This window comes from Cupriavidus agavae, assembly GCF_004217045.1.
Taxonomy (GTDB): domain Bacteria; phylum Pseudomonadota; class Gammaproteobacteria; order Burkholderiales; family Burkholderiaceae; genus Cupriavidus; species Cupriavidus agavae.
In genome coordinates this window covers 1395351-1420567 of the sequence record NZ_SGXM01000001.1, presented here as the reverse complement: position 1 = coordinate 1420567, position 25217 = coordinate 1395351, and the positions used below count along the sequence as shown (strand labels likewise).

16 protein-coding genes and 2 tRNA genes are annotated in these 25217 nt (G+C 66.5%); 12 read left to right on the top strand and 6 right to left on the bottom strand.

Annotated elements, in window-relative coordinates; translation table 11 throughout:
* Window positions 1-54 precede the first annotated feature (54 nt).
* The 8 genes from mnmC to EV147_RS06385 all read left to right on the top strand — a co-directional run bounded on the left by mnmC (window position 55) and on the right by EV147_RS06385 (window position 11202).
* Window positions 55-2061 (top strand): bifunctional tRNA (5-methylaminomethyl-2-thiouridine)(34)-methyltransferase MnmD/FAD-dependent 5-carboxymethylaminomethyl-2-thiouridine(34) oxidoreductase MnmC, encoded by a 2007-nt coding sequence (mnmC, locus tag EV147_RS06420; protein ID WP_130391207.1) that lies wholly within the window; start codon window positions 55-57, stop codon window positions 2059-2061.
* 154 nt (window positions 2062-2215) lie between these two features.
* A complete protein-coding gene (gene tig / locus EV147_RS06415; RefSeq protein ID WP_130390253.1) occupies window positions 2216-3565 on the top strand; it encodes a trigger factor in 1350 nt (449 codons plus the stop codon).
* 108 nt (window positions 3566-3673) lie between these two features.
* Window positions 3674-4324 carry an ATP-dependent Clp endopeptidase proteolytic subunit ClpP gene (gene clpP / locus EV147_RS06410; protein ID WP_130390252.1) on the top strand — a complete coding sequence of 217 codons (651 nt, stop codon included), beginning with the start codon at window positions 3674-3676 and terminating at the stop codon, window positions 4322-4324.
* A gap of 267 nt (window positions 4325-4591) precedes the next feature.
* On the top strand, window positions 4592-5869 hold the full coding sequence (gene clpX, locus EV147_RS06405; protein WP_130390251.1) for an ATP-dependent Clp protease ATP-binding subunit ClpX: 1278 nt from the start codon (window positions 4592-4594) through the stop codon (window positions 5867-5869).
* 265 nt (window positions 5870-6134) lie between these two features.
* A complete protein-coding gene (lon, locus tag EV147_RS06400) occupies window positions 6135-8546 on the top strand; it encodes an endopeptidase La (RefSeq protein ID WP_130390250.1) in 2412 nt (803 codons plus the stop codon).
* 209 nt (window positions 8547-8755) lie between these two features.
* Window positions 8756-8831, top strand: a tRNA-Val gene (locus EV147_RS06395).
* Window positions 8832-8872: 41 nt separating this feature from the next.
* Window positions 8873-8949: transfer RNA gene (locus tag EV147_RS06390), tRNA-Asp, on the top strand.
* 306 nt (window positions 8950-9255) lie between these two features.
* The gene (locus tag EV147_RS06385; protein WP_130390249.1) at window positions 9256-11202 is read left to right on the top strand and encodes a SurA N-terminal domain-containing protein; all 1947 of its coding nucleotides are present in this window, start codon (window positions 9256-9258) and stop codon (window positions 11200-11202) included.
* Window positions 11203-11289: 87 nt separating this feature from the next.
* Here EV147_RS06385 and EV147_RS06380 read toward each other — a convergent pair whose 3' ends face one another.
* Window positions 11290-12000: an arylesterase gene (locus tag EV147_RS06380; protein ID WP_407923198.1), complete on the bottom strand. Its 711-nt coding sequence runs from the start codon at window positions 11998-12000 to the stop codon at window positions 11290-11292.
* Between EV147_RS06380 and EV147_RS06375 the strand changes: the two genes are divergently transcribed.
* Window positions 11999-12697: an ABC transporter ATP-binding protein gene (locus EV147_RS06375; protein WP_130390247.1), complete on the top strand. Its 699-nt coding sequence runs from the start codon at window positions 11999-12001 to the stop codon at window positions 12695-12697. The two genes, EV147_RS06380 and EV147_RS06375, sit on opposite strands and share 2 nt — an antisense overlap.
* A gap of 18 nt (window positions 12698-12715) precedes the next feature.
* Here the strand turns inward: EV147_RS06375 and pgi are convergent, their stop codons facing one another.
* The 5 genes from pgi to EV147_RS06350 all read right to left on the bottom strand — a co-directional run bounded on the left by pgi (window position 12716) and on the right by EV147_RS06350 (window position 19204).
* The gene (pgi, locus tag EV147_RS06370; protein WP_130390246.1) at window positions 12716-14344 is read right to left on the bottom strand and encodes a glucose-6-phosphate isomerase; all 1629 of its coding nucleotides are present in this window, start codon (window positions 14342-14344) and stop codon (window positions 12716-12718) included.
* Window positions 14345-14556: 212 nt separating this feature from the next.
* Complete coding sequence (locus EV147_RS06365; RefSeq protein ID WP_130390245.1) at window positions 14557-16158, bottom strand: NAD(P)H-hydrate dehydratase; 1602 nt, start codon at window positions 16156-16158, stop codon at window positions 14557-14559.
* A gap of 68 nt (window positions 16159-16226) precedes the next feature.
* A complete protein-coding gene (locus tag EV147_RS06360) occupies window positions 16227-17537 on the bottom strand; it encodes a TRAP transporter large permease (protein WP_130390244.1) in 1311 nt (436 codons plus the stop codon).
* Window positions 17537-18088 (bottom strand): TRAP transporter small permease subunit, encoded by a 552-nt coding sequence (locus EV147_RS06355; RefSeq protein ID WP_130390243.1) that lies wholly within the window; start codon window positions 18086-18088, stop codon window positions 17537-17539. Before EV147_RS06355 ends, EV147_RS06360 begins: the two co-directional genes overlap by 1 nt.
* A gap of 144 nt (window positions 18089-18232) precedes the next feature.
* A complete protein-coding gene (locus tag EV147_RS06350; RefSeq protein ID WP_130390242.1) occupies window positions 18233-19204 on the bottom strand; it encodes a TRAP transporter substrate-binding protein in 972 nt (323 codons plus the stop codon).
* 353 nt (window positions 19205-19557) lie between these two features.
* Here EV147_RS06350 and EV147_RS06345 point away from each other — a divergent pair, with 353 nt between their 5' ends.
* The 3 genes from EV147_RS06345 (at window position 19558) to purL (ending at window position 25199) form a co-directional block, all read left to right on the top strand.
* The gene (locus tag EV147_RS06345; protein ID WP_198680178.1) at window positions 19558-20262 is read left to right on the top strand and encodes a 4'-phosphopantetheinyl transferase family protein; all 705 of its coding nucleotides are present in this window, start codon (window positions 19558-19560) and stop codon (window positions 20260-20262) included.
* Between the two features lie 184 nt (window positions 20263-20446).
* Window positions 20447-21031 carry a winged helix DNA-binding protein gene (locus tag EV147_RS06340; RefSeq protein ID WP_130390240.1) on the top strand — a complete coding sequence of 195 codons (585 nt, stop codon included), beginning with the start codon at window positions 20447-20449 and terminating at the stop codon, window positions 21029-21031.
* Between the two features lie 121 nt (window positions 21032-21152).
* Window positions 21153-25199, top strand: a complete 4047-nt coding sequence (purL, locus tag EV147_RS06335; RefSeq protein ID WP_130390239.1) for a phosphoribosylformylglycinamidine synthase — start codon at window positions 21153-21155, stop codon at window positions 25197-25199.
* The last annotated feature ends 18 nt before the right edge of the window (window positions 25200-25217 follow it).

Genomic DNA, 25217 nt, shown 5'->3' with positions numbered 1-25217 from the left:
GCCGCCATTTCTGACCGTTTCCTGGTCGATTCCCGGCCAATTTCCCTGCCTGCCATGCCGCGCCTGATCGAGCCCGCCGACCCCATTCTGTCCGATGACGGCATTCCGTACTCGCCGCGCTATGACGATGTCTACCACAGCGCCGCCGGCGGCCTGGAGCAGGCCCGGCACGTATTCCTGGGCGGTAACGGGCTGCCGGGCAACTGGGCCGGCCGCGAGCAATTCGTCATCGTCGAGACCGGCTTCGGGCAAGGACTGAACTTTCTGGCCACCTGGCAGGCCTGGCGCCGCGATCCGCAGCGCTGCCGGCGCCTTCACTTCGTTTCCATCGAAAAGCACCCCTTCACCCGTGAAGGGCTGGCGACACTGCACGCCAGCCTGGGCGAACTGCTGCCGCTGGCCGGGGCGCTGCAGCAGCAGTGGCCGGACCCGTTGCCGGGCCTGCACCGGCTGTCGTTCGACGAGGGCGCCGTGGTGCTGACGCTGGCCTTCGGCGAGGTCGAGGCGATGCTGCCCCGGCTCGTCGCTGGCGCCGACGCGTTCTATCTCGACGGGTTCTCCCCGTCACGCAATGCGGACATGTGGAGCGACATGGTCTTTCGCGGCCTGGCGCGGCTGGCCCGGACGGACGCCACGCTGGCCACCTATACGGCGGCCGGCTTTGTCCGGCGCGGGCTGCAGACCGCCGGCTTCGTGGCCGAGAAGGCGCCTGGCTTCGGCGGCAAGCGCGACATGACCGTGGCACGCTTCGCCCCGGCCTGGAAGAACCGGCGCTACGTGCCGCCCGATGCCGCGCAATGGCCGGACCGCCACGCCATCGTGATCGGTGCGGGGCTGGCGGGCTGCGCCGTGACCGAGCGGCTGGCCGCACGCGGCTGGCGCGTCACGCTGTTCGACGCGCACGATGGTCCGGCGCGCGAGACCTCGGGTCATCGCGCGGCCGCCATGCACGCCCATGTGTCGCCCGACGACAGCCACCTGTCCCGGCTCTCGCGTGCCGGCAACCTCCACGCATTGCGTGCCTGGCGCGCGTTGGAATCGTCCGGCCATCCGGTGGGGTGGCACGGCTGCGGCGTGCTGCAGATCGGCGAGGACGAGGCCGATATCGCCGCGCAGTGTGCGTCACTGACTGCGCTTGATTTCCCGCACACCTTCGTGCGCTGGATGAGTGCCGAAGAGGCCACCGAACAGCACGCCGCGGCAGTCCCGCGCGGCGGCCTGTGGTTTGCGCAAGGCGGCTGGGTGGCGCCGCCCGATATCTGCCGCGCGCAACTGGCGCAGGCCGGCGCAGCGGTCGACGCCCGCTTCCAGACCCGCGTGGCGGCGCTCGAACACGCCGGGGACCAGTGGCGGGTGCTGGACGATGCGGGCAGGGTGCTCGCTGCCGCGCCGGTACTGGTGCTGGCCAACGCGCACGAGGCCGCACGCCTGGTGCCGGAGCAACTGTTCGAACTGCGCCGCGTGCGCGGGCAACTGACCGATCTCGACGCCGGGCAGGTGGGCGCCGCCGCCTGGCCCGACTGCGTCGTGACCGGCGGCGGATACCTGCTGCCGCGCGACGAGCACGGCAGTGCCCGCTTCGGGTCGAGCTACGAGCCCGACGACGGGCCGCTCGTCGAAAGCGCGGCCGTCCACGCCGAGAACCTCGGGCGACTGGCCGGGCTGCTGCCGGGCCGCGCTACGGCGCTCGACGGGGTAGACCCGGCGACGCTGCGTGGCTATGTCGGCGTGCGCACGGTCACGCACAACCGCCTGCCGCTGATCGGCCGGCTGCCCGACACGGCACAGGCATTGGCGCAATCCACCGCGCTGCGTGGCGCCCACCTGCGCGATCTGCCCCGGCTGCCCGGCCTCTACGCCGCACTGGCCTACGGCTCGCGCGGGCTGACATGGGCGGCGCTCGGTGCCGAACTGATCGCCAGCCAGCTCGAAGGCGAACCGCTGCCGCTCGAAGCCGATCTGGCCGATGCCATCGATCCCGCCCGGCTGCTGCTGCGGACGCTGCGCCACGGGCCGGCCCCGGGCAGGCCGGACGGCCGTCCAGATCAGGATCAAGGCTGACTAGGGTAAAAACTGCCGGAAGCCAATGAAAATCGTGCGATAATCCGCGTTTTCCGTTTGCGCGGGCGCTCCGCAGCGAGCACTGGCCGCGGCCAGGCGGCAGGCGCGCGAACGGTTGCGCTGACAACAACATTTCTGAATTGGATTAACGACCATGTCGAACGTCATTGAAAACCTCGGCAAGCTGGACCGCAAGGTAACCCTGGCCATCCCCAAGGCTGAAGTGCAGAAGGAAACCCAGGAGCGCCTGGTCCGCCTGTCGAAGACCGTGAAGATGTCCGGCTTCCGCCCCGGCAAGGTGCCGATGAAGATGGTCGAGAAGCAGTATGGCCAGCAGGTCGAGTTCGAAGTCCGCTTCGACAAGGCTGCCCGCAAGTTCTTCGACATCACCCAGGCGCAGGACGTCAAGGTTGCCGGCCAGCCGAAGTTCGACCTCAAGACCGACGGCGTCGCCGACGACGAAGTGGCATTCGAGGCCACCTTCGAGGTGTACCCGGAAGTCAAGATCGGTGACCTGACGGCCGCCGAAGTGACGCGTACCAAGACCGAGATCGGCGACGCCGAGATCGACAAGACCGTCGACATCCTGCGCAAGCAGCGCGTGCACTACCACCCGCGCGGCGAAGCCGGTGCGCACGGTGACGGTGGCGCCGATGTGGCCGCCAAGAACGGCGACCGCGTGACGATCGACTTCGTGGGCAAGATCGACGGCGTGGAATTCGCCGGCGGCAAGGCTGAAGACTTCGCCTACGTGCTCGGCGAAGGCCGCATGCTGCCCGAGTTCGAGGCCGCCACGCTGGGCCTGAAGGAAGGCGAGAGCAAGACGTTCCCGCTGACCTTCCCCGAGGACTACCACGGCAAGGAAGTGGCCGGCAAGACCGCCGAGTTCACGGTCACGCTGAAGAAGGTCGAGTGGGCGCACCTGCCGGAAGTGGACGATGCGTTCGCCAAGTCGCTGGGTATCGCTGACGGCAGCGTCGAGAAGATGCGCGCCGACATCCGCGAGAACCTGGAGCGCGAAGTCAAGCGCCGCACGCATTCCATGCTGAAGGACCAGGTCATGGAAGCGCTGCTGAAGGTCAGCGAACTGGACGTGCCGAAGGCCCTGATCGAACAGGACCAGGAGCGCCTGGTGGAAATGGCTCGTCGCGATCTGGAGCAGCGCGGCATGCCGAACGCCAAAGACATGCCGATTCCGGCCGAGATGTTCGCGCAACAGGCCGAGCGCCGCGTGAAGCTGGGCCTGATCCTGGCCGAGATCGTCAAGGCCAACGGCCTGGAAGCCAAGCCGGACCAGGTCAAGGCCGAGATCGAGGACTTCGCCAAGAGCTACGAAGACCCGAAGGAAGTCATGCGCTGGTACTACGGCGACCAGCAACGCCTGGCCGAGATGGAAGCCTACGTGCTCGAAAACAACGTGGTAAATTTCGTGTGCGACAAGGCCAAGGTTTCGGACAAGTCGGTGTCGTTCGAAGAACTGACTGCCGCTCCCGAGCAAGCCTGAGGTCGGGCATGGCCGGAAGCCGCCGGGTAACCGGACGGCGCCGGCCAACGCCGATCGGCCGCGCGCGCTGGCCGATCGGCGATATTCCTGAATATCTGGAGAACCTGCATGACCCGCAATGATTTGCTTGATCGTCTGGCCACCACGCAGGCCTCCGCCCTGGAAACCCAGGGTCTCGGGCTGGTGCCGATGGTTGTCGAGCAGTCCGGCCGGGGCGAGCGCGCGTACGATATCTACTCGCGCCTGCTCAAGGAACGCGTCATCTTCATGGTCGGCGAAGTCAACGACCAGACTGCCAACCTCGTAGTGGCCCAGCTGCTGTTCCTGGAAAGCGAAAATCCGGACAAGGACGTGTCGCTGTACATCAACTCGCCCGGTGGTTCGGTTTCGGCCGGCCTGGCGATCTACGACACGATGCAGTTCGTGAAGCCCGATGTGCAGACGCTGTGCATGGGCATGGCCGCGAGCATGGGCGCCTTCCTGCTGGCCGCCGGCGCCAAGGGCAAGCGCAGCGCGCTGCCGAATTCGCGCATCATGATCCATCAGCCGCTCGGCGGTGCACGCGGCCAGGCGTCGGACATCGAGATCCAGGCCCGCGAAATCCTGTATCTGCGCGAGCGCCTGAACAGCATTCTGTCCGAGGTGACGGGCCAGCCCGTGGAGAAGATCGCGCGCGACACCGACCGCGACAACTTCATGAGCGGCGACCAGGCGGTGGATTACGGTCTGATCGACAAGGTGATCACCCGCCGCAGCTAAGGTCCGGCCTGTGTGCCGGCACGCCCGTCCGGTTGCGATGCGCTCGGAACCGTCCGGGAGTGTCCGGCTTGCCGGGCACCAGCCGCAAGGTTGCCGTCGAATGACGCAGGCTACACCGGAACGAGGCCGTGCGCCTCGTTTTTGCGTTTTGCCCCACACGGATGGGATGCCGCCGACTGTGCCAATTGTTTTGGCGTATGATGCGTTTAATGCGTTTCCCATCAGGCGCTTTCTGATGGGAACCACACTGCTAATGTGACGATTCCTATGGCGGACAAAAAAGGTTCATCCAGCGAAAAGCTTCTGTACTGCTCGTTTTGCGGCAAGAGCCAGCACGAGGTCAAGAAGCTGATCGCCGGCCCGTCGGTGTTCATTTGCGACGAATGCATCGACCTGTGCAACGAGATCATCCGTGACGAGGCCGCCGCGACCGACAAGGACGCCGCCGCCACGACGCGCTCGGATCTGCCGACGCCCCACGAAATCCGCGAAAGCCTCGACCAGTACGTGATCGGTCAGGAGCAGGCCAAGAAGATTCTGGCCGTTGCGGTCTACAACCATTACAAACGTCTGAAACACCTCGGCAAGAAGGACGAAGTCGAGCTGTCGAAGAGCAACATCCTGCTGATCGGCCCGACCGGTTCCGGCAAGACGCTGCTCGCCCAGACGCTGGCGCGCCTGCTGAACGTGCCGTTCGTGATTGCCGACGCCACCACGCTGACCGAAGCCGGCTACGTGGGCGAAGACGTCGAGAACATCATCCAGAAGCTGCTGCAGAACTGCAACTACGAGGTCGAGAAGGCCCAGCGCGGCATCGTCTATATCGACGAAATCGACAAGATTTCGCGCAAGTCGGACAACCCGTCGATCACGCGCGACGTGTCGGGCGAGGGCGTCCAGCAGGCGCTGCTGAAGCTCGTGGAAGGCACGATGGCTTCGGTGCCGCCGCAGGGCGGCCGCAAGCATCCGAACCAGGATTTCCTGCAGGTCGACACGACGAACATCCTGTTCATCTGCGGCGGTGCGTTCGATGGCCTGGAAAAGGTCATCATGCAGCGTTCGGACAAGACCGGCATCGGCTTCGACGCCCAGGTCCAGAGCAAGGAAGAGCGCGAAGTCAGCGAGGTCCTGCCGCAGACCGAGCCGGAAGACCTGATCAAGTTCGGCCTGATTCCGGAACTCATCGGGCGTCTGCCGGTGGTGGCAACGCTGGCCAAGCTTGACGAGGCCGCGCTGATGCAGATCCTCGTGGAGCCGAAGAACGCGCTGGTCAAGCAGTACCAGAAGCTGCTGGCCATGGAAGGCGTTGAGCTCGAGATCCGTCCGGCTGCGCTGACGGCCATCGCCCGCAAGGCGATCCGCCGCAAGACCGGCGCCCGGGGCCTGCGTTCGATCCTCGAACAATCGCTGATGGACGTGATGTACGACCTGCCGAACTACAAGGGTGTGCAGAAGGTGGTGATCGACGAAAACACGATCACCGGCGATGCGCCGCCGCTGCTGGTGTATGAGGAGCAGCAACCCAAGGTGGCCGGTTCGAACTGACGCGAGGCTCATCTGACGCCGAAGCGCAGGACCCGCGTGGTCCCTACCACACAGGCAGAAATTCAAGGGGCCGTTCGCGAGGAAGCGAACGGCTTTTTTTCTTCAATTCCACAAACGAACCGGAGAAAACGCGGGTATGCTGTTTCACTGGGGGTCGCATGTGCAGTTTGCAGCATTTTTGACTGTGCCGGGAATTGATGATGGGTATCTTGCAATCGAAACCCGCGACCCTATTTACGCCTTATATGACTGACTGGGGAAAATGATGTCCGGAACACAACTCCTCCCGGCTGAGCCGATTCGCCTCCCACTGTTGCCGCTGCGCGACGTGGTGGTGTTTCCGCACATGGTGATCCCGCTGTTCGTGGGTCGCCCGAAGTCCATCAAGGCGCTTGAGACTGCGATGGAGTCGGGCAAGAGCATCATGCTCGTGGCCCAGAAAACGGCTGCCAAGGACGAACCTACGGCTGAAGACCTCTACGAGGTCGGCTGCATCGCCAATATCCTGCAAATGCTGAAGCTGCCCGACGGCACCGTGAAGGTGCTCGTGGAAGGCACGCAGCGCGCAAATATCACCGAGGTGAGCGAGGACGATTCACACTTCATGTGCGAAGCCGTGCCCGTGCCGCCCGCAGCGGTTGAATCGGCCGAGACGGAGGCCCTGCGCCGCGCCATCGTGTCGCAGTTCGACCAGTATGTGAAGCTGAACAAGAAGATCCCGCCGGAGATCCTGACCTCGCTGTCGGGTATCGACGAGGCTGGCCGCCTGGCCGACACCATTGCCGCGCATCTGCCCATCAAGCTTGAGCAGAAGCAGAAGATCCTGGAAATGGTGAAGGTCACCGAGCGCCTGGAGAGCCTGCTGTCGCAACTCGAAGGCGAGATCGACATCCTGCAGGTGGAAAAGCGCATCCGTGGCCGCGTCAAGCGCCAGATGGAGAAGAGCCAGCGCGAGTACTACCTGAACGAGCAGGTCAAGGCGATCCAGAAGGAACTGGGCGAGGGCGAGGAAGGTGCCGACCTCGAGGAACTCGACAAGCGCATCAAGGCTGCCCGGATGCCCAAGGAGGCCAAGAAGAAGGCCGACGCCGAGTTCAAGAAGCTCAAGCTGATGTCGCCGATGTCGGCCGAGGCCACCGTCGTGCGTAACTACATCGACACGCTGGTGAACCTGCCGTGGCGCAAGAAGAGCAAGGTCAACAACGACCTCGCCAATGCCGAGCGCGTGCTGGACGAGGACCACTACGGCCTGGAGAAGGTCAAGGAACGCATCCTTGAGTATCTTGCCGTGCAACAGCGCGTGGACAAGGTGAAGGCGCCGATCCTGTGCCTGGTCGGGCCTCCCGGCGTGGGCAAGACCTCGCTCGGCCAGTCGGTGGCGCGCGCCACGAACCGCAAGTTCGTGCGCATGGCGCTGGGTGGCGTGCGTGACGAGGCCGAGATCCGTGGTCACCGCCGTACCTACATCGGGTCGATGCCGGGCAAGATCCTGCAGAGCCTGTCGAAGGTCGGCGTGCGCAATCCGCTCTTCCTGCTCGATGAAATCGACAAGATGGGCATGGATTTCCGCGGCGATCCGTCGTCGGCTCTGCTCGAAGTGCTGGACCCGGAACAGAATCACACGTTCCAGGATCACTACATCGAGGTGGATTTCGACCTGTCGGACGTGATGTTCGTGGCCACGTCGAACTCGCTGAACATTCCGCCGCCGCTGCTGGACCGGATGGAAGTGATTCGCCTGTCGGGTTATACCGAGGACGAGAAGGTCAACATCGCCACGCGCTACCTGCTGCCGAAGCAGATTCGCAACAACGGCCTGAAGGCTGGCGAGATCGAGGTCACCGAAGCGGCGATCCGCGACATCATCCGCTACTACACGCGTGAGGCCGGTGTGCGCTCGCTGGAACGCGAGGTGTCGAAGATCGCCCGCAAGGTGGTCAAGCTGCTGCTGCTGAAGAAGGAATCGGGCGCGGTCAAGGTGGATTCCGAGAACCTCGACAAATTCCTCGGCGTGCGCAAGTACGATTTCGGCCTGGCCAACAAGGAAAACCAGGTGGGCCAGGTGACCGGCCTCGCATGGACCGAAGTGGGTGGCGATCTGCTGACGATCGAAGCCGCGATCATGCCGGGCAAGGGCAACATCTCGCGCACGGGTTCGCTCGGCGATGTGATGAAGGAATCGGTCGAGGCTGCGCGTTCGGTGGTGCGTTCGCGGGCACGCCGCCTGGGTATCGCGGATGAGATGTTCGAGAAGCGCGACATCCACATCCACGTTCCCGAGGGCGCCACGCCCAAGGACGGTCCGTCGGCCGGTATTGCGATGACGACGGTACTGGTGTCGGTGCTGACCGGCATTCCGGTGCGTGCCGACGTGGCGATGACCGGCGAGATCACGCTGCGCGGCGAAGTACTGCCGATCGGCGGCCTCAAGGAGAAGCTGCTGGCGGCCCACCGTGGCGGCATCAAGCTGGCGCTGATCCCCGAGGAGAACGTCAAGGATCTCGCGGACATTCCTGACAACGTCAAGAACGCCATCGAGATCGTGCCGGTGCGCTGGATCGACAAGGTGCTGGAGCTGGCGCTGGAGCGCAAGCCCGAGTCGCTGCCTGACGAGGAAGCCAAGCCCGCCGAAGTGGCGGACAAGGGTGCCGCGCAGGTGGAGCGCATCCATCACTAAGCCGTGACGCCGTAGCAAGCGAAAACGCCGCAGGGTCAAACCTGCGGCGTTTTTCGTTTGGGCGCGATTGCGCAAACAACACTTGGCAAACCGAAAACTCTCGTATTACAATCGCGGCCTCGCAACGCAAACAGCGGCACCGAAGCAGTAACCGCCGAGTCGTGCGCAGCGAGATTACCCAGCAGGCAGATGGCCTGCGACGGTCCAGTGGGTGCTTAGCTCAGTTGGTAGAGCGGCGCCCTTACAAGGCGTAGGTCGGGGGTTCGAGCCCCTCAGCACCCACCACTTTCCCGTCGCACCGCAGCCGTCCCGCAGGGTCAGATTCTGGAGTGGTAGTTCAGTTGGTTAGAATACCGGCCTGTCACGCCGGGGGTCGCGGGTTCGAGCCCCGTCCACTCCGCCAAAACACAATGCCCGCGCCAGCGGGCTTTTTGTTTTGGGCGGAGTGGAGGGCGCTGCCTGCGCAGCGCCCGGCGGGGCGAGAAGGGATTCGCTTGCAAGCGAATCCGCGGCCTGCAGGATGTGGGCGAGCCCCGTCCACTCCGCCAAAACACAATGCCCGCGCCAGCGGGCTTTTTGTTTTGGGCGAGCGCATTTCTTGACCGTACAGAAAGCCACCCCGCACTTTCCGCCAGTCTCCAGCCCCGCTCCTGCTAGAATCGCGAGGTTTGACCCTCGGCCCCTGGCCTCAACCCTTTTTCCGATCAGCATGCTTGATTTCGTACGCAACAACCGGCGCCTGATGCTTTTGCTGCTGCTGGTGCTCGTCTTCCCGTCGTTCGTGTTCTTCGGCGTCGAGAGCTACTCGCGCTTCATGGACGGCTCGCACGACGTGGCCAAGGTGGACGGCCGCGCCATTACCGTGCAGGAAGTCGATAACGTGGTGCGAGACCAGAGCGAGCGCATGCGCCAGATGCTCGGCAACAACTACGATCCGCGCATGTTCGAGGGTGCCGCCGCGCGCCAGTCAGTGCTGGACCAGTTGATCCTGCAGCGTGTGGTGGCCGATGCCACGCAGAAGAACCACCTGACCGTGTCCGACACCCAGGTGCGCGACGCGATCCAGGCCATCCCCGCCGTTGCCCAACTGCGCGGTCCGGACGGCAAGTTCGACGACAAGGCCTATGTGCAATTGCTGGCGCAGCAGGGCATGACGCCCGAGCAGCTCGATGCGCGCATGCGCTTCGAACTGGCCACGCAGCAGCTGGGCGCCGCCGTGGGTTCCACCGCATTCGTGCCGAAGTCGCTGCTGGACCGCCTGATCGCCATCCGCGACCAGCAGCGTGATGTTCAGGCGCTGACGATCAAGTCGGCCGATTTCACGTCGAAGGTCACGCCCGATGCGGCGGCGCTCAAGGCTTACTACGAGGCCCACCTGTCGGCCTACACGACGCCTGAGCAGGCCAAGGTCGAGTACGTGGTGCTGTCGGGCGATGCGCTGGCCGCCAGCCAGACCGTCACGCCGGAAGAGCTGAAGTCCTACTACGACAGCAATATCCAGCGCTTCCGCACCGAGGAGCAACGCCGCGCCAGCCACATCCTGATCGCCGCGCCCAAGGACGGCAAGGACGCCGACCGCAAGGCTGCCAAGGAGAAGGCCGAGAAGCTGCTGGCCGACGTGAAAAAGCATCCGGAGACCTTCGCCGAGGTGGCGAAGAAGAACTCGCAGGATCCGGGTTCGGCGGAGAAGGGCGGCGATCTTGGCTTCATGGGCCGGGGCGCGCTGGTCAAGCCGTTCGAGGACGCGATGTATGGCCTCAAGGACGGCCAGATCAGCGACCTGGTGGAAACGGACTACGGCTACCACATCATCAAGCTGACTGGCATCAAGCCGGCCGAGACGCAACCGCTCGAAACGGTGCGCCCGGAGCTGGAAGCTGAACTGAAGAAGCAGTTGGCCAGCAAGAAGTACCAGGAGCAGGCCGACGCGTTCGGCAACACGGTCTACGAGCAGTCCGACAGCCTGAAGCCGGCCGCCGACAAGTTCAAGCTGACGATCCAGACCGCCGACAACGTGACGCGCCAGCCGAACCCGGCGCTGGGCAAGGACAATCCGCTGAACAACGAGAAGGTGCTCAAGGCGCTGTTCAGCGATGACGCGCTCAAGAACAAGCGCAATACCGAGGCCATCCAGGTGGGCCCCACCACGCTGGTGGCGGCGCGGGTCGTGGACTATCGTCCGGCTGCCGCACGCAAGTTCGAGGACGTGGAAGCCCAGGTGCGCCAGGCCTATGTCGCCCAGCAGGCGGCCGAACTGGCCCGCAAGGCTGGCGAGGCGCGTCTCGATGCGCTGAAGAAGGGTGGCAACGCCGACGGCTTCGGCGCCACGCTGGCCGTATCGCGCACCAAGACCGACGGACTGCCGCCGAAGGCTGTCGAGGCCATCATGCGCGCCGACGCGACCAAGCTGCCGTCGGTGGTGGGTGTGGACCTCGGTGCCGAAGGCTATGCGATCTACCGCATCACGAAGGTCGACACGCCGGCCCCGGCCAATCCGGGTCAGCGTGACGCCGACGCCCAGCAACTGAGCCAACTGGCCGGGCAGACCGAACTGGCGGCGTACTACGACATGCTCAAGGCCAAGGCGAAGGTCAAGATCCTGCGCCCGGCCAAGCCGGCGGACGGCAACACCGCCGCCAGCGACGCCGAAGGCTGATCGGGCGCCATCCCGGCAGCAGCACAAGAAAAACCCCTGCGATGATCGGTCGCAGGGGTTTTTTGTTTCTTGCGCAGGCGGACGGCGTCAGCGGGGCTTCGATGACGGCGACGGTGCCTTCAGCAGCGGCTTGAGCGCCGGCCAGACATTGTCGAGCAGCGTGGCCTGCGCGGCGGCGCTGGGGTGGATGCGATCATCCTGGAACCAGTCGGGGCGCGTCACCACCTTGTCGAGGAAGAACGGCACCAGCTGGGTGCCGAGTTCCTTTGCCAGCTTCGCGTAGAGCGCGAAGAAGCGCTCGGTGTAGTCCGGCCCGTAGTTGGGCGGAATGCGCATGCCCACGAGCACCACCTTCGCGCCGGCTTTCTGGGCGTCGCCGACGATGCCGCGCAGGTTGGCTTCGGTGGACTGCAGCGACAGGCCGCGCAGCGCGTCGTTGGCGCCCAGTTCCACGATCACCAGCGCCGGCTTGTGGCGCTTGAGCAGGTCGGGCAGGCGGGTCTTGCCACCCACGGTGGTCTCGCCGCTGATGCTTGCGTTCACGACGCTATAATCGAACCGCTCGCGCCGCAGGCGCTCCTGGAGCAGGTGCACCCACCCGGTGCCGCGCGCGATGCCGTATTCGGCCGAAAGACTGTCGCCCAGCACCAGTACGGCGGGCGCGCCCGGGGCGGCCGGGGTTCCGGTAGCGGGCTGGGCCATGGCGGGCGTGGCCAGCGAACCGAACGCGCCGGCCGCTGTCGCAATACAAGCCGCCAGCAGCCGCCGGCGTCCAACACTTCCAATCTTCTCGCGCATGTCTTCTTCCATTCTCGCTGTCGAGTCACTCGGAAAGACCGTAGCCGACACGACGGGTTCGCTGACGATTTTGCATGACGTCTCGTTTTCCGTCACGGCCGGCGAAACGCTGGCCATCGTCGGGGCGTCGGGCTCGGGCAAATCCACGCTGCTGGGCCTGCTGGCCGGGCTCGACCTGCCGAGCACGGGCGCTGTCCGGCTGCACGGCCAGGACCTGTTCCAACTCGACGAAGACCAGCGCGCCGCATTGCGGGGCCGCCATGTCGGCTTCGTGTTCCAGTCGTTCCAGCTGGTTGGCCACCTCACCGCGCTGGAAAACGTGATGCTGCCGCTGGAGCTGCGTGGCGAAACGGACGCTGTGCGGGAGCGGGCCACCGAGATGCTGGAGCGCGTGGGCCTTGGCAAGCGCCTGACGCACTATCCGCGCACGTTGTCCGGGGGCGAGCAACAACGCGTGGCGCTGGCGCGTGCCTTCGTGGCACGTCCCGACATCCTGTTTGCCGATGAGCCTACCGGCAGCCTCGACACCGCCACGGGCGAGGCCGTCATCGCCCTGATGTTCGCGCTGAACCGCGACGCGGGCTCCACGCTGGTGCTCGTGACGCACGACCGCTCGGTGGCGGCCCGCTGTGGCCGCATCCTGACCATCGACGCCGGCCGCGTGGCCAGCGACGAACTGATGGGCACCGAAGTCTGAGCGCTGCGCTCCGAAGTTTCAGCCGCGGGTCAGCACGGTGCGGGCGCGGGCGATCAGCGAGGCCGTCGACGCGTCATGCGTCGCCGTGCCCTTGCCGGTCAGTTCGGCCTCGATCGGCTTGGCCAGGATCTTGCCGAGTTCCACGCCCCACTGGTCGAACGAGTTGATGTTCCAGACCACGCCCTGCACGAAGGTGCGGTGCTCGTAGAGCGCGATCAGCGCGCCCAGCACGTGCGGGGTCAGGTCTTCCATCAGCAGCGTGTTGCTCGGGCGGTTGCCGTCGAACACCATGTGGGGGATGCGCGCCGGGTCGGTCACGCCGGCCGCGCGCAGTTCCTCGGCGCTGCGGCCGCGCATCAGCGCCTCGGCCTGGGCGAAGCAGTTGGCCAGCAGCTTGGCATGGTGGCCGGTCAGTTCGCGCGGCGGGACCAGCGGCGCCACGAAGTCAACCGGCACGATCTGCGAACCCTGGTGAATCATCTGGAAGTAGGCGTGCTGGCCATTGGTGCCGGCCGTGCCCCAGACCACCGGCGCGGTGTCCACATGCGCCGGATCGCCGTTGAGCTGGACGGACTTGCCGTTGCTTTCCATCTCCAGTTGCTGCAGGAAGGCGGGGAACAGCTCCAGCGACGTGGAATACGGCGCCATGCAACTGGTGGGCATGCCGAAGAAGTTGCGGTACCAGATGCCGAGCATGCCGAGCACCACGGGCATGTTGCGCGCCAGCGGCGCGGTGCGGAAATGGTCGTCCATGGCGCGGCCGCCCAGCAGCAGGTCTTCGAACGCATCGAAGCCCACGGCCAGCGCGATCGACAGCCCCACCGACGACCACAGCGAGAAGCGCCCGCCGATCCAGTCCCAGAACTCGAACATGTTGGCCGGGTCGATGCCGAACTTCACCACCGCCTCGCGGTTGGTGGAGACGGCCACGAAATGGCGCGCCAACTGGTTCTCGGCCACGCCGTTCTTCAGGAACCACTCGCGCATGCTGCACGCGTTGGCCATCGTTTCCAGCGTGGTGAAGGTCTTGGAGCAGACGATGACGAGCGTGCGGGCCGGATCGAGCCGGACCAGCGTCTCGGCCAGTTCGGTGCCGTCGACGTTCGACACGAAGTGCATGCGCGGGCCGCGCGGGTCGGCCAGGTGGGCCAGCGCCCGGCAGACCATGCGCGGGCCGAGGTCCGAGCCGCCGATGCCGATGTTCACGATGTCCGAGATCGGCTGGCCCGTGAAGCCGGTCCAGGCGCCGGTGCGCACGCGGTCCGCGAAATCGCGCATCCGGTGCAGCACATCGTGGATGCCGGGCATCACCGACTGGCCATCCACCTTGAACGGTGCCTCGGGCAGCGCACGCAGCGCCACGTGAAGGGCGGCACGGTCCTCGGTGGTGTTGATGTGTTCGCCGGCAAACATCGCGTCGCGGCGCTGTGTCACGCCGGCTTCCTCGGCCAGCTTCATCAACAGCGCAAAGGTCTCGAACGTGATGCGGTTCTTGGAGTAATCGAGATAGAGCCCGGCGGCCTCCAGCGAGAAATCCTCGACCCGGCGGGCGGCCTCGGCTTCGGCGAACCACTGCTGCATGGGCGTGTGGCGGATGGCGTCGAAGTGTTGGCGAAGGGCGGTCCAGGCGTGGAGTTCAGTCGGCATGCGTTCTTCTGTAAAGCGGGAGACAGCCCGGCCGGGGCCGGGGGGCGACTGCAAGTATATCGCCGCCATGTGATGGCAAAAGCCCGAAGTGGCTGCAAAAAGTAACGGCGCTTGCGCTAACGGCAACCTTACCAGCGTCGGTCGAACGGCCGTATCGGGCGTTGTCCGACGCTGCCGTGGGTGTGTGCGCCACCGCACGCGGCGGCGCGGTTTCAGGCCGGCTGGCCCGCCAGCAGCGCGTTGAGGATGGCGCGCGCCGGCAGGTAGAGTTCGCTGGCCGTCATGCCGGCCGGGCCGGTTCCGGCCTCGACGAGCCGATCCGCGGCGCGGCCGTGGATCCAGACCGCTGCGCGCGCCGCCTCGGCCGGCGGCATGCCCTGGGCAAGCAGGGCGCCGAGCATGCCCGCCAGCACGTCGCCGGTGCCGGCAGTCGACAGGCCCGCGTTGCCGGTGGGATTGATCGCTGGCGGGGCATTGCCCGGGGTGGCGATGATCGTGCCGGAGCCCTTGAGCACGATCGTGGCGCACCATCGGTGTGCCAGCGCGTGGGAGGCGGCCAGACGGTCGCGCTGGACCTCGCCGACCGTGCTGCCGAGCAGCCGCGCCGCTTCGAGCGGGTGCGGCGTCATCACGAGGTGGACGCCGCAGTTGCGCAGCCGCGCGGCCAGCGCCGGGTCGGCGGAGAGCAGGTTCAGGGCGTCGGCGTCGAGCACCAGCGGCATGGCGGGGCGGGCGGCGGCGCACACGTCGATCAGGGCAGACAAATGCGTGCGCGCGGCGGCGTCACTGCCCATCCCTGGCCCGGCGACGATCGCGGACATGCCTTGCAGCGCCAACTCGGCATGGCGATGCAGCATCAGTTCGGGGTGGACCGGATCGACGGCGGGGGCTGGATCGGCCAGAAACCCCACATGGACGCGGCCGGCGCCGAGGTACAGCGCGGCCCGGGCGCCCAGCAGCGGCGCGCCGGTCATGCCATGGTTGCCGCCAATGACCGCCACGCTGCCGTAGCGGCCCTTGTTGCCGGCGTGCTCGCGGCGCGGCAGTGCGTGGGCGAAGCCGCCCGGCTGGTTGACCATCGCCGCGGGCGCCGGGGCGTCGGGTTCAAGTCCGAGCGGCGCGATATCGACGGGGCCGGCGCAATCGCGTCCGTCCAGTGTCAGCAGGCCCGGTTTGGCCGCCAGGAAGGTCAGCGTGCGGCGCGCGCGCACGGCGGGCTGCCCTGCGCCGGTATCGGCAAACAGGCCGCTTGGCACGTCGAGTGCGTACACCGGCAGGTGAGCGGCGTTGAGGTGTTCGATCCAGCGGGCCATGTTGCCGTCGGCGGGGCGGTTCAGGCCGATGCCGAGCAGGCCATCGACCACGGCGGCGCAGTGGGCGGGCCAGGGCGGCAGCGGGGCATCGGGTGCCGGGTGCATCGCCAGCAGCGGCACGCCGGCCGTGCGGGCGTCGAGCCACGCGCGGGCGGCGTCGGCGGGCAACTGGTCGGCCTCGGCGATCAGCCACGCCTCCACGAGCCGGCCAGCCTGGTGCAGGCGCGTGGCGGCCACGAGTGCATCGCCGCCGTTGTTGCCCCGGCCGGCCAGGAACAGGATGCGGCCCTCCGGCACGTGCCCGGCAACCCAGTCGGCTGCCGCGGCGCCCGCCCGCGACATCAGCGTGAACGGCGGCGTGGCGGCCAGCCCCGCCTGCTCGATCTGGCGCACGGCGGCAAGGTCGTACAGCGGCGTGGGATTGCCGTTGCCGGCGGCGTCGAGCGGGAACCACGCCGGGGCGGGTTCGGGGGCCGGGGAGGGTGGCGCTGCGCTGGTCATGTCGTGGTCTCGTGGGCTTGCCACGATTCTGCCCGATCCGCCGCCCGTGCTCCAGCCCGCCCCCGGCGCTACTTCAGCTCCTTCGCCATGACGAGGTCCGGCAGCCACGTGACGAACGTGGGCCAGATCGTGATGATGCCGATGGCCACGACCATCATCATGAAGAACGGCAGCGAGCCCCGGGCGATGTAGTTGCTGTCCTTGCCGGTCATGCTCTGCAGCACGAACAGGTTGAAGCCGACTGGCGGCGTCACCTCGGCAATCTCCACGAGCAGCACGATGAAAATGCCGAACCAGACCAGGTCGAAGCCGGCCGCCTGGACCATCGGCAGCACGGTGGCCGTGGTCAGCGCGATCATCGAGATGCCGTCGAGCGCGGTGCCGAGGATGATGTAGATCACGGTCAGCACCGCGATCAGCGCCCATGGCGAGAGGTTCAGCGCCGCCACCCATTCGGCCAGCGCGCGCGGAATGCCCGTGAAGCTCATGGTCACGGACAGGAACGATGTGGCGCCGAGCACGAACATGATCATCGCCGTCAGCCGCGTGGCCGACATCAGGCTCTCCCAGAACGCCTTGCGCGTCAGCGAGCCGCCGGCCCAGGCCAGCCCCAGCGACGCCACCACGCCGTAGGCGGCAGCCTCGGTGGCGGTGGAGTAGCCCGTGATCATGATCCACGTGATGAACGCGATCAGGATGATGCAGGGCATCAACTGCCGGATAGACGCCAGCCGGGCGCGCCAGCCGAACGTCTCGGCCTTCGGCGTGCGCGACGGGTTCATCAGCGCCCAGACCACGATGTAGCCCGAGAAGAGCAGCATCAGCAGCAGCCCCGGCAGGAAGCCGGCCAGGAATACGCGGATGATCGACACATCGGCGGACACCGCATACACGACCATCGTGATCGATGGCGGAATCAGGATGCCCAGCGTGCCGGCGCACGACAGCGAACCGAGCGTGATGCGCTCGTCGTAGCCGCGCCGGGTCAGTTCGGGCAGCGCGGACTTGGCGATCGTCGCGCAGGTGGCTGCCGACGACCCCGACACCGAACCGAAGATGCCGCAGCCCAGGATGTTCACGTGCATCAGCCGGCCCGGCAGCCAGTTCAGCCACGGCGACAGGCCATTGAACATCTGCTCGGACAGTTTCGTCCGAAACAGGATCTCGCCCATCCACACGAACAGCGGCAGCGAGGCCAGCGTATATGACGCGCTCGACGACCACCACGCGTTGGCCAGGTTGACCAGCGCCTCGCGGTCGGAGAACACCACGAGCCCCACCCACGAGGTGACCGCGATGGCCACCGGAATCCACGCGCCGATCGCCAGGAACACGATCATCACGAGCAGCAGGATCAGCGCAACCAGTACCGTGCTCATCAGACGGTCTCCCCGAAATCGCCGGCGGCCAGCTTGGCCTCCTGCGCCAGCTGGTAGCGCGGCTTCTGGCGGCGCATCACGCGCAGCCATTCGTCGGCCACGGCCAGCAGGAAACCGATCGTGCCAAGTACCGCGAAGCTCTGCGGTATCCAGAGCGGGATCACGATCTGGCCCTGCGAGACATCGCCGATCTCCCAGCTCTGCCAGGCAAAGGTGCCGAGCGCCCAGGCCGCGTAGGCGGCGAATGCCAGGCAGATCGACAGGGACAGGGCTTCGAGGAACCAGCGCCGCCGGGGGCCCACGGCGTCGAGCAGCATTTCCACGCGGACGATGCCGCCGTGCTGGAACGTCTGGCCCAGCACGAGGAAGGCCGAGGCCGCGCACAGCCAGGAGACGATATCGTCGCCGCCCTTGAGCACGATCTGGGTCTCGCGCGAGATCGACATGGCAATCATCACGATGCAGACGGCCAGGATGCAGAGCGCGCCGAGCGCGGCGAACAGGTCAAGCAGGCGGTCGAGCCATCGTCGGGTGGGATAGGGGGCTTCCATGGATATGACGGGCTACCTGTGAGGCAGGGGCGGAAAAGGGAACCCGGCGGGCTGCGCGGAGCATGCCCGCCGGGCCAGGGTGCGCTGCGGGAAGGCAGGGCAACGCAGGCAATACAGGCGATACAGTCGATACAGCGCCGGGACCTACTTCCGGTAGGCGTCGAGGATGGCCTTGCCATCGTCCCCGGCGCTTTTGGCCCATTCGTTGACCATGGTCTCGCCCACCTTCTGCATGTCGGACTTGAGCTGGGCCGAGGGCGGGGCTACGGTCATGCCGTTCTTCGCCAGCGTGGCCAGGTATTCCTTCGTCTTCTGCTCCGAGACCTGCCAGCCGCGTTTCTCGGCGTCGGCCACGGCCTTGAGCAGCGCGTCCTGCGTGGGCTTGTCGAGCGCATTGAACGCCTTCTTGCTGACCACCAGCATGTTCTTGGGCAGCCAGGCGTCCACCGTGTAGAAATACTTGACCGATTCCCAGACCTTGGTGTCCACGCCGGTGGCGCCGGACGACATGAACGAGTTGACGGTACCGGTAGCCAGCGCCTGGGCCAGGTCGGCGGCCTGGATCGTCACGGGCTGGGCACCCACGATCTCGGCGATCTTCGATGTCGCCGGATTGTAGGCGCGCCACTTGAGCCCCTTCATGTCGGCGGCGCTGTTGATCGGCTTGTTGGCGTAGATGCCCTGCGGCGGCCAGGCCACGGCGTAGAGCAGCTTCATGCCCTGGCGGTCCAGCACCTTGTCGGTAGTGGTCTTCGAGGCCTGCCAGAGCCTGTACGAGTCAGCGTAGCTGGTGGCCAGGAACGGCACCGCGTCCACGCCGAAGACCGGATTCTCGTTGGCCAGCAGCGACATCAGGATCTCGCCCATCTGCACCTGGCCGGTCTGCACGCCGCGCTTGATCTCGTTGGCCTTGAGCAGCGAGCCGTTCGGATGGATCACGATCTTGAGCTTGCCGCCCGTGGCCTTCTCCACGTCGGCGGCCATCTGCTGCAGGTTCTCGGTGTGGAGGTTGGTGGCCGGGTAGCCCGTGGGCAGGTCCCATTTGGTGTCCGCCCGTGCTGCCGTGGCGGCCAGCATCAATGCCGCCGCCGCGACTGCCAATGCCTTGACTCGCATCTCGATCTCTCCTGGTGTTGCGCGTGGGCGCCTGCCCGACTGCGCGGGTTGGACTACCTGGAACTGCCGATGCACCATGTGGTGGTTGTCTGCTACATGGCGCGTTGCACGACGTACTGCGCGGTCCGGCATGGTGGGGGCTCGGCCACCCGCCGCAACGGTCGAACGCTTCGATGCTGATGCAAGCCCCGTGCCCGGCACGCTACACTGGCCGTCTGCCGGTGGGCGGGAAACCGGGCTTGGGGATTCCTGAGCCTAGCAAGAAGCGGCCCGGCCCGACAGATAGGGATGCTCTGTATGTTGCGGCGGGACCAACCCGGCCACGCCTACCCGATTTTCGACCTGAGGATGCGATGAGCGATGAAGCCAGCCGGTTCGACACGGAAGCGCTCCGGGCCGCCCTGGGCCTGCCGCAGGCCGTGTGGCTCCACGCGGTGGCATGGCGGGCCGGGGGCGCGGAACCCTTTGCGGGCGAGCCGCTTCCCGTGGACCTGTATGGCGCCTCGCCGCGCCGTCAGGCCCAGTTCCGCGCGGGACGTTACTGTGCGCGCCATGCGCTGGCGCAGGCCGTCGCCGGTCTCATGGCGCCTGCACGCGGCCCCGATGGCCTGCCGGTGTGGCCCGACGGGTGGACGGGGTCGATCAGCCATACGTCGGACCGGGCCGTGGCCGTGGCGGCGCGCCAGGACGGATCAGGTGCCATGTTCGCGCTGGGTGTCGATGTCGAGCAGTGGCTGGCGCCCGATCGCGCCGACGAGATTGCCGACATGGTGGCCCTGCCGGACGACATCGCGGTACTGGCCGCCAGTCTTTGCCGGCCGCGTGCCGACGCCGTGACCCTGCTGTTCTCGGCGAAGGAATCGCTCTACAAGGCGCTCTATCCCACCGTGTGCCGTTTCTTCGATTTCAGCGCCGCCCGGCTGGCCGGCTCGGCACCGGGCACGCTGAGCCTGGCGTTGACCTGCGACTGGCACGAACGCTGGCCGGCTGGCACCGTGTTCGAGGTCCAGTACGCGTTGACGCCCGATGAAGTGGTGACGGCCGTGTGCCTGGGCTGACCGGGACCGAACCTACGGCATGTCGCCGCGCGACTATCGGCTGCGCGGGCGCGCGGGGACTGCCTCAGTCGTGCGTCTGCGGATCTCCCGGCCATTGGAGACTGTGGCAACGGCATACGAAAATCACGGTTTTGCAGGAATTTACCGATAAAATCCCGAGCATTAACGCCGGAAAACCTACTCGATGCCCCGCAAGTCCGTCCCGGAAACTCCCGTTCTCGACGATTCCACGCCTGCCGCCCGACCAGCGCCCCTGACCCGCGCCGCCGGTGTCAATATTGTTTCCTCGTCACATCTGGTCTCCGTGCGCAGTCCGGAGCTTTCCGAGTTCGAATTTGGCCTGAACACCGCCTACAACGCCTACAGCCGCTGGGTGGTGCGCTGCATGGGCGCCGCCGGTGTGCGGGACCTGACCTTCCTTGACGTGCTGGTGCTGCACCACGTCAACCACCGCGGGCGCGCCAAGCGGCTGGCCGATATCTGCTTCGTGCTGAACGTGGAGGACACCCACCTCGTGACGTATTCGCTCAAGAAGCTGGTGGGGCTGGGTCTGGTGGCGGGCGAGCGGGTCGGCAAGGAGGCTACCTACGCCACGACCACGGCCGGTACCGAGGCCTGCGCCCGCTACCGGGAGATCCGCGAGCAGTGCCTGACGAGCAATTTCACCGAGGGCAGCGACGAGAACGTGGAAATCGGCGAACTGGCGCGGCTGCTGCGCGTGCTGACCGGGCTTTACGAGCAGGCGGCGCGCTCGGCGACCTCGCTGTGAGATTGCCCGCGTTCGGGACGGTGTAACAAGGTACAATACCGGTTTTCCGCCAGCCGGCATTCCATTCAGCAGTGCCGGCGGCCGCGAGCCCCGACCCTCCAGCCTCCTGCCCGTACCGATCATGGCGCATTTTTCGTGCTTCCCCGGCGCTTTGGCGCTTTCCGCCTTCCGTCAGCAACGCCTGCTTGCCGCTCTCCAGCAAATCGACAGTGATATCGAGTCGGTGCACGGCCAGTTCGTGCACTTTGTCGATGCCGACACGCCGCTTTCCGCCGAGGACCAGACGCGCATCGGCGCCATGCTGACCTATGGCGCGCCGTTCACGGCACCGGCCGAGGGCGACCGCTTCGTGGTGATCCCGCGTTTCGGCACCATTTCGCCGTGGGCCAGCAAGGCCACCGATATCGCACACAACTGCGGCCTCACGCACGTGCACCGCATTGAACGCGGTATCGAGATCACCGTGGTCTGCAAGAAGGGTCTGCTGCGCGGCCGCAAGTCGCTCGACGCCGGCACCCGTGCCGCCGTGGCTGCCCACCTGTTCGACCGCATGACCGAAACGGTCATCGCCACGCGCGACGAGGCCGCCGGCCTGTTCCAGGAACTGCCGGCCAAGCCGTTGCAGTTCATCGACATTTCGGGCGGACGCAGCGCGCTGGTGGAGGCCAACACGGCCATGGGCCTGGCGCTGTCCGATGACGAAATCGACTACCTGCTGGAGAACTACGGCAAGCTGGGCCGCAACCCGACCGACGTCGAACTGATGATGTTCGCGCAGGCCAACAGCGAGCACTGCCGCCACAAGATTTTCAACGCCACCTGGACGATCGACGGCGTGGCGCAGGACAAGTCGCTGTTCGCGATGATCCGCAATACGCACCAGTTGAACCCGCAGGGCTCGATCGTGGCGTATTCGGACAATTCCGCCGTGATGGAAGGCGACGTGGCCGAACGCTGGTTCCCGCGCGGCGTGGACCAGAAGTATGGCCGCCACGAGGCGCTGACCCATACGCTGATGAAGGTGGAGACGCACAACCACCCGACCGCGATCTCGCCGTTCCCGGGCGCGTCGACCGGCGCCGGTGGTGAAATCCGCGACGAGGGCGCCACCGGCCGCGGCGCCAAGCCGAAGGCCGGCCTGACCGGCTTCACGGTCTCGAACCTGATGCTGCCCGATGCCATCGAATCGTGGGAAAACGCGCGTGACGCGGCCCAGCCGATGGCCCACCGGAACCCGGACGACAAGCCCGGCGTGACCGGCAAGCCGGACCGCATCGCTTCGCCGCTGCAGATCATGATCGACGGCCCGCTCGGCGGCGCCGCGTTCAACAACGAATTCGGCCGCGCCAACCTGGGCGGCTACTTCCGCGTCTACGAGCAGAACGTGGGCGGCACCGTGCGCGGCTATCACAAGCCGATCATGATCGCCGGCGGCATCGGCAGCATCGACGCCAACCACACGCACAAGAACCCGCTGCCGGCCGGCACGCTGCTGATCCAGCTTGGTGGCCCGGGCATGCGCATCGGCATGGGCGGCGGCGCCGCCAGCTCGATGGCGACCGGCACCAATACCGCCGATCTGGACTTTGACTCGGTCCAGCGCGGCAACCCGGAAATGGAGCGCCGCGCGCAGGAAGTGATCAATGCGTGCTGGCAGCTTGGCGAGGACAACCCGATCCTGTCGATCCACGACGTGGGCGCGGGCGGCATCTCGAACGCCTTCCCCGAACTGGTGGACGGCGCCGACCGTGGCGCGCGCTTCGAGCTGCGCCAGGTGCACCTGGAGGAGTCGGGCCTGTCGCCGGCCGAGATCTGGTGCAATGAGTCGCAGGAACGCTACGTACTGGCCATCGCGCCGAACGACCTGCCGCGCTTCCAGGCCATGTGCGAGCGCGAGCGTTCGCCGTTCGCCGTGGTCGGCGTCGCCACCGAAGAGAAGCAGTTGCAACTGGTGGACGCCAGCGTCGACGCTGCGCTGAAGGAGCACTTCACGGTCGACATGCCGATGGACGTGCTGCTCGGCAAGCCGCCGCGCATGCATCGTGACGTGCGCCGTTCGCAGCAGTCGCTGCCTCCGGTGGACGTGACGGGCCTCTCGCTGGAGCAGGCCGTGCGTGACGTGCTGCGCCATCCGACCGTCGCCAGCAAGTCGTTCCTGATCACGATTGGCGACCGTACCGTGGGCGGCATGAACGCCCGTGACCAGATGGTTGGCCCGTGGCAGGTGCCGGTGGCCGACGTGGCCGTGACCACGCTCGACTACAAGGGCCGGGCCGGCGAGGCAATGACGATGGGCGAGCGCACGCCGCTGGCCGTGATCGACGCCGCCGCCTCGGGCCGCATGGCGATCGGCGAGGCGCTGACCAACCTGGCGGCCGCCCCGGTGAAGGACCTGAACAAGGTCAAGCTGTCGGCCAACTGGATGGCCGCCTGCGGTGTGGAAGGCGAGGACGCCAGGCTGTACGACACGGTGCATGCCGTGGGCATGGAGCTGTGCCCGGCGCTTGGCATCAGCATTCCGGTCGGCAAGGATTCGCTGTCGATGCGCACCAAGTGGTCCGACGCCGATGGCGACAAGGAAGTGGTCGCGCCGGTCTCGCTGATCATCTCGGCGTTTGCTGCCGTCGATGACGTCAACCGCACGCTGACACCGCAACTGCGTACCGATCTTGGCGATACCACGCTGATCGCCATCGATCTGGGGCGCGCCCGGAACCGCCTGGGTGGCAGCATCCTGGCGCTGGTGTCGCAGCAGGTTGGCGACACGGTGCCGGACGTCGACAACCCCGAGGACCTGAAGAACTTCTTCAACGTGATCCAGCGCCTGAACCGCGAGGGCAAGCTGCTGGCCTACCACGACCGTTCCGACGGCGGCTTCATGGCGGCCGTGGCTGAAATGGCCTTCGCGGGCCGCACCGGGGTCTCGCTGAACGTCGACATGCTGGCGCTCGACCCGACCCAGGAGCAGGACTACGGCGACGCCAAGAACTGGGCGCAGCAGATTGCCGAGCGCCGCAATGACCAGACGCTGCGCGCGCTGTTCTCGGAAGAGCTGGGTGCCGTGATCCAGGTGCGCCAGGAAGAGCGCGACGCCGTGTTCGCCGTGCTGCGCGAGGCAGGCCTGTCTGCTTGCAGCCACGTGATCGGCAAGCCGAACGCGAGCGACCAGATCGAGATCTACCGCGACGCCAAGAAGGTATTCGGTGCGCCGCGCGCCGAGCTGCAGCGCATCTGGACCGAAGTCAGCTGGCGCATTGCACGCCTGCGTGACAATCCTGCCTGCGCCGACAGCGAGTACGACCGCGTGCTCGACGCTGCCGATCCCGGCATCAGCCCGGTGCTGACGTTCGACCCGGCCGAGGACATCGCCGCACCGTTCATCGCCACCGGTAACCGTCCGCGCGTGGCCATCCTGCGCGAGCAGGGCGTGAACTCGCAGATCGAAATGGCCTACAGCATGGACAAGGCCGGCTTCGAGACGGTCGACGTCCATATGAGCGACCTGATCGCCGGCCGTGCCAGCCTGGCCGACTTCAAGGGCTTCGTGGCTTGCGGCGGCTTCAGCTACGGCGACGTGCTCGGCGCCGGCGAGGGCTGGGCCAAGACCATCCTGTTCAATGGCCAGATGGCCGAGCAGTTTGCTGCCTTCTTCAACCGTCAGGACACGTTCGCGCTGGGCGTCTGCAATGGCTGCCAGATGATGAGCAACCTGGCCCCGATCATTCCGGGTGCCGGTGCCTGGCCCAAGTTCACGCGCAACCAGTCGGAGCAGTACGAGGCCCGCTTCGTGACCGTGGAAGTCCAGCAATCGCCGTCGATCTTCTTCGCGGGCATGGAAGGCAGCCGGATCCCGATCGCCGTGGCGCACGGGGAAGGCTTCGCCGACTTCTCGCAGCAGGGCGAGATCGGCAAGGTGAACGTGGCGCTGCGCTATGTCGACAACCAGGGTGCGGTCACGCAGACCTATCCGCTGAACCCGAACGGCTCGCCGGACGGTATCACGTCGGTCACGACCGTCGATGGGCGCTTCACGGCCCTGATGCCGCACCCGGAACGCGTGTTCCGCACCGCGACCATGAGCTGGGCCCCCGACGCCTGGAAGGACATCGCCGACGGCGGCAGCCCGTGGATGCGCATGTTCCGCAACGCGCGGAAGTGGGTCGGCTGATCGGCCGGTCTGGCTGGC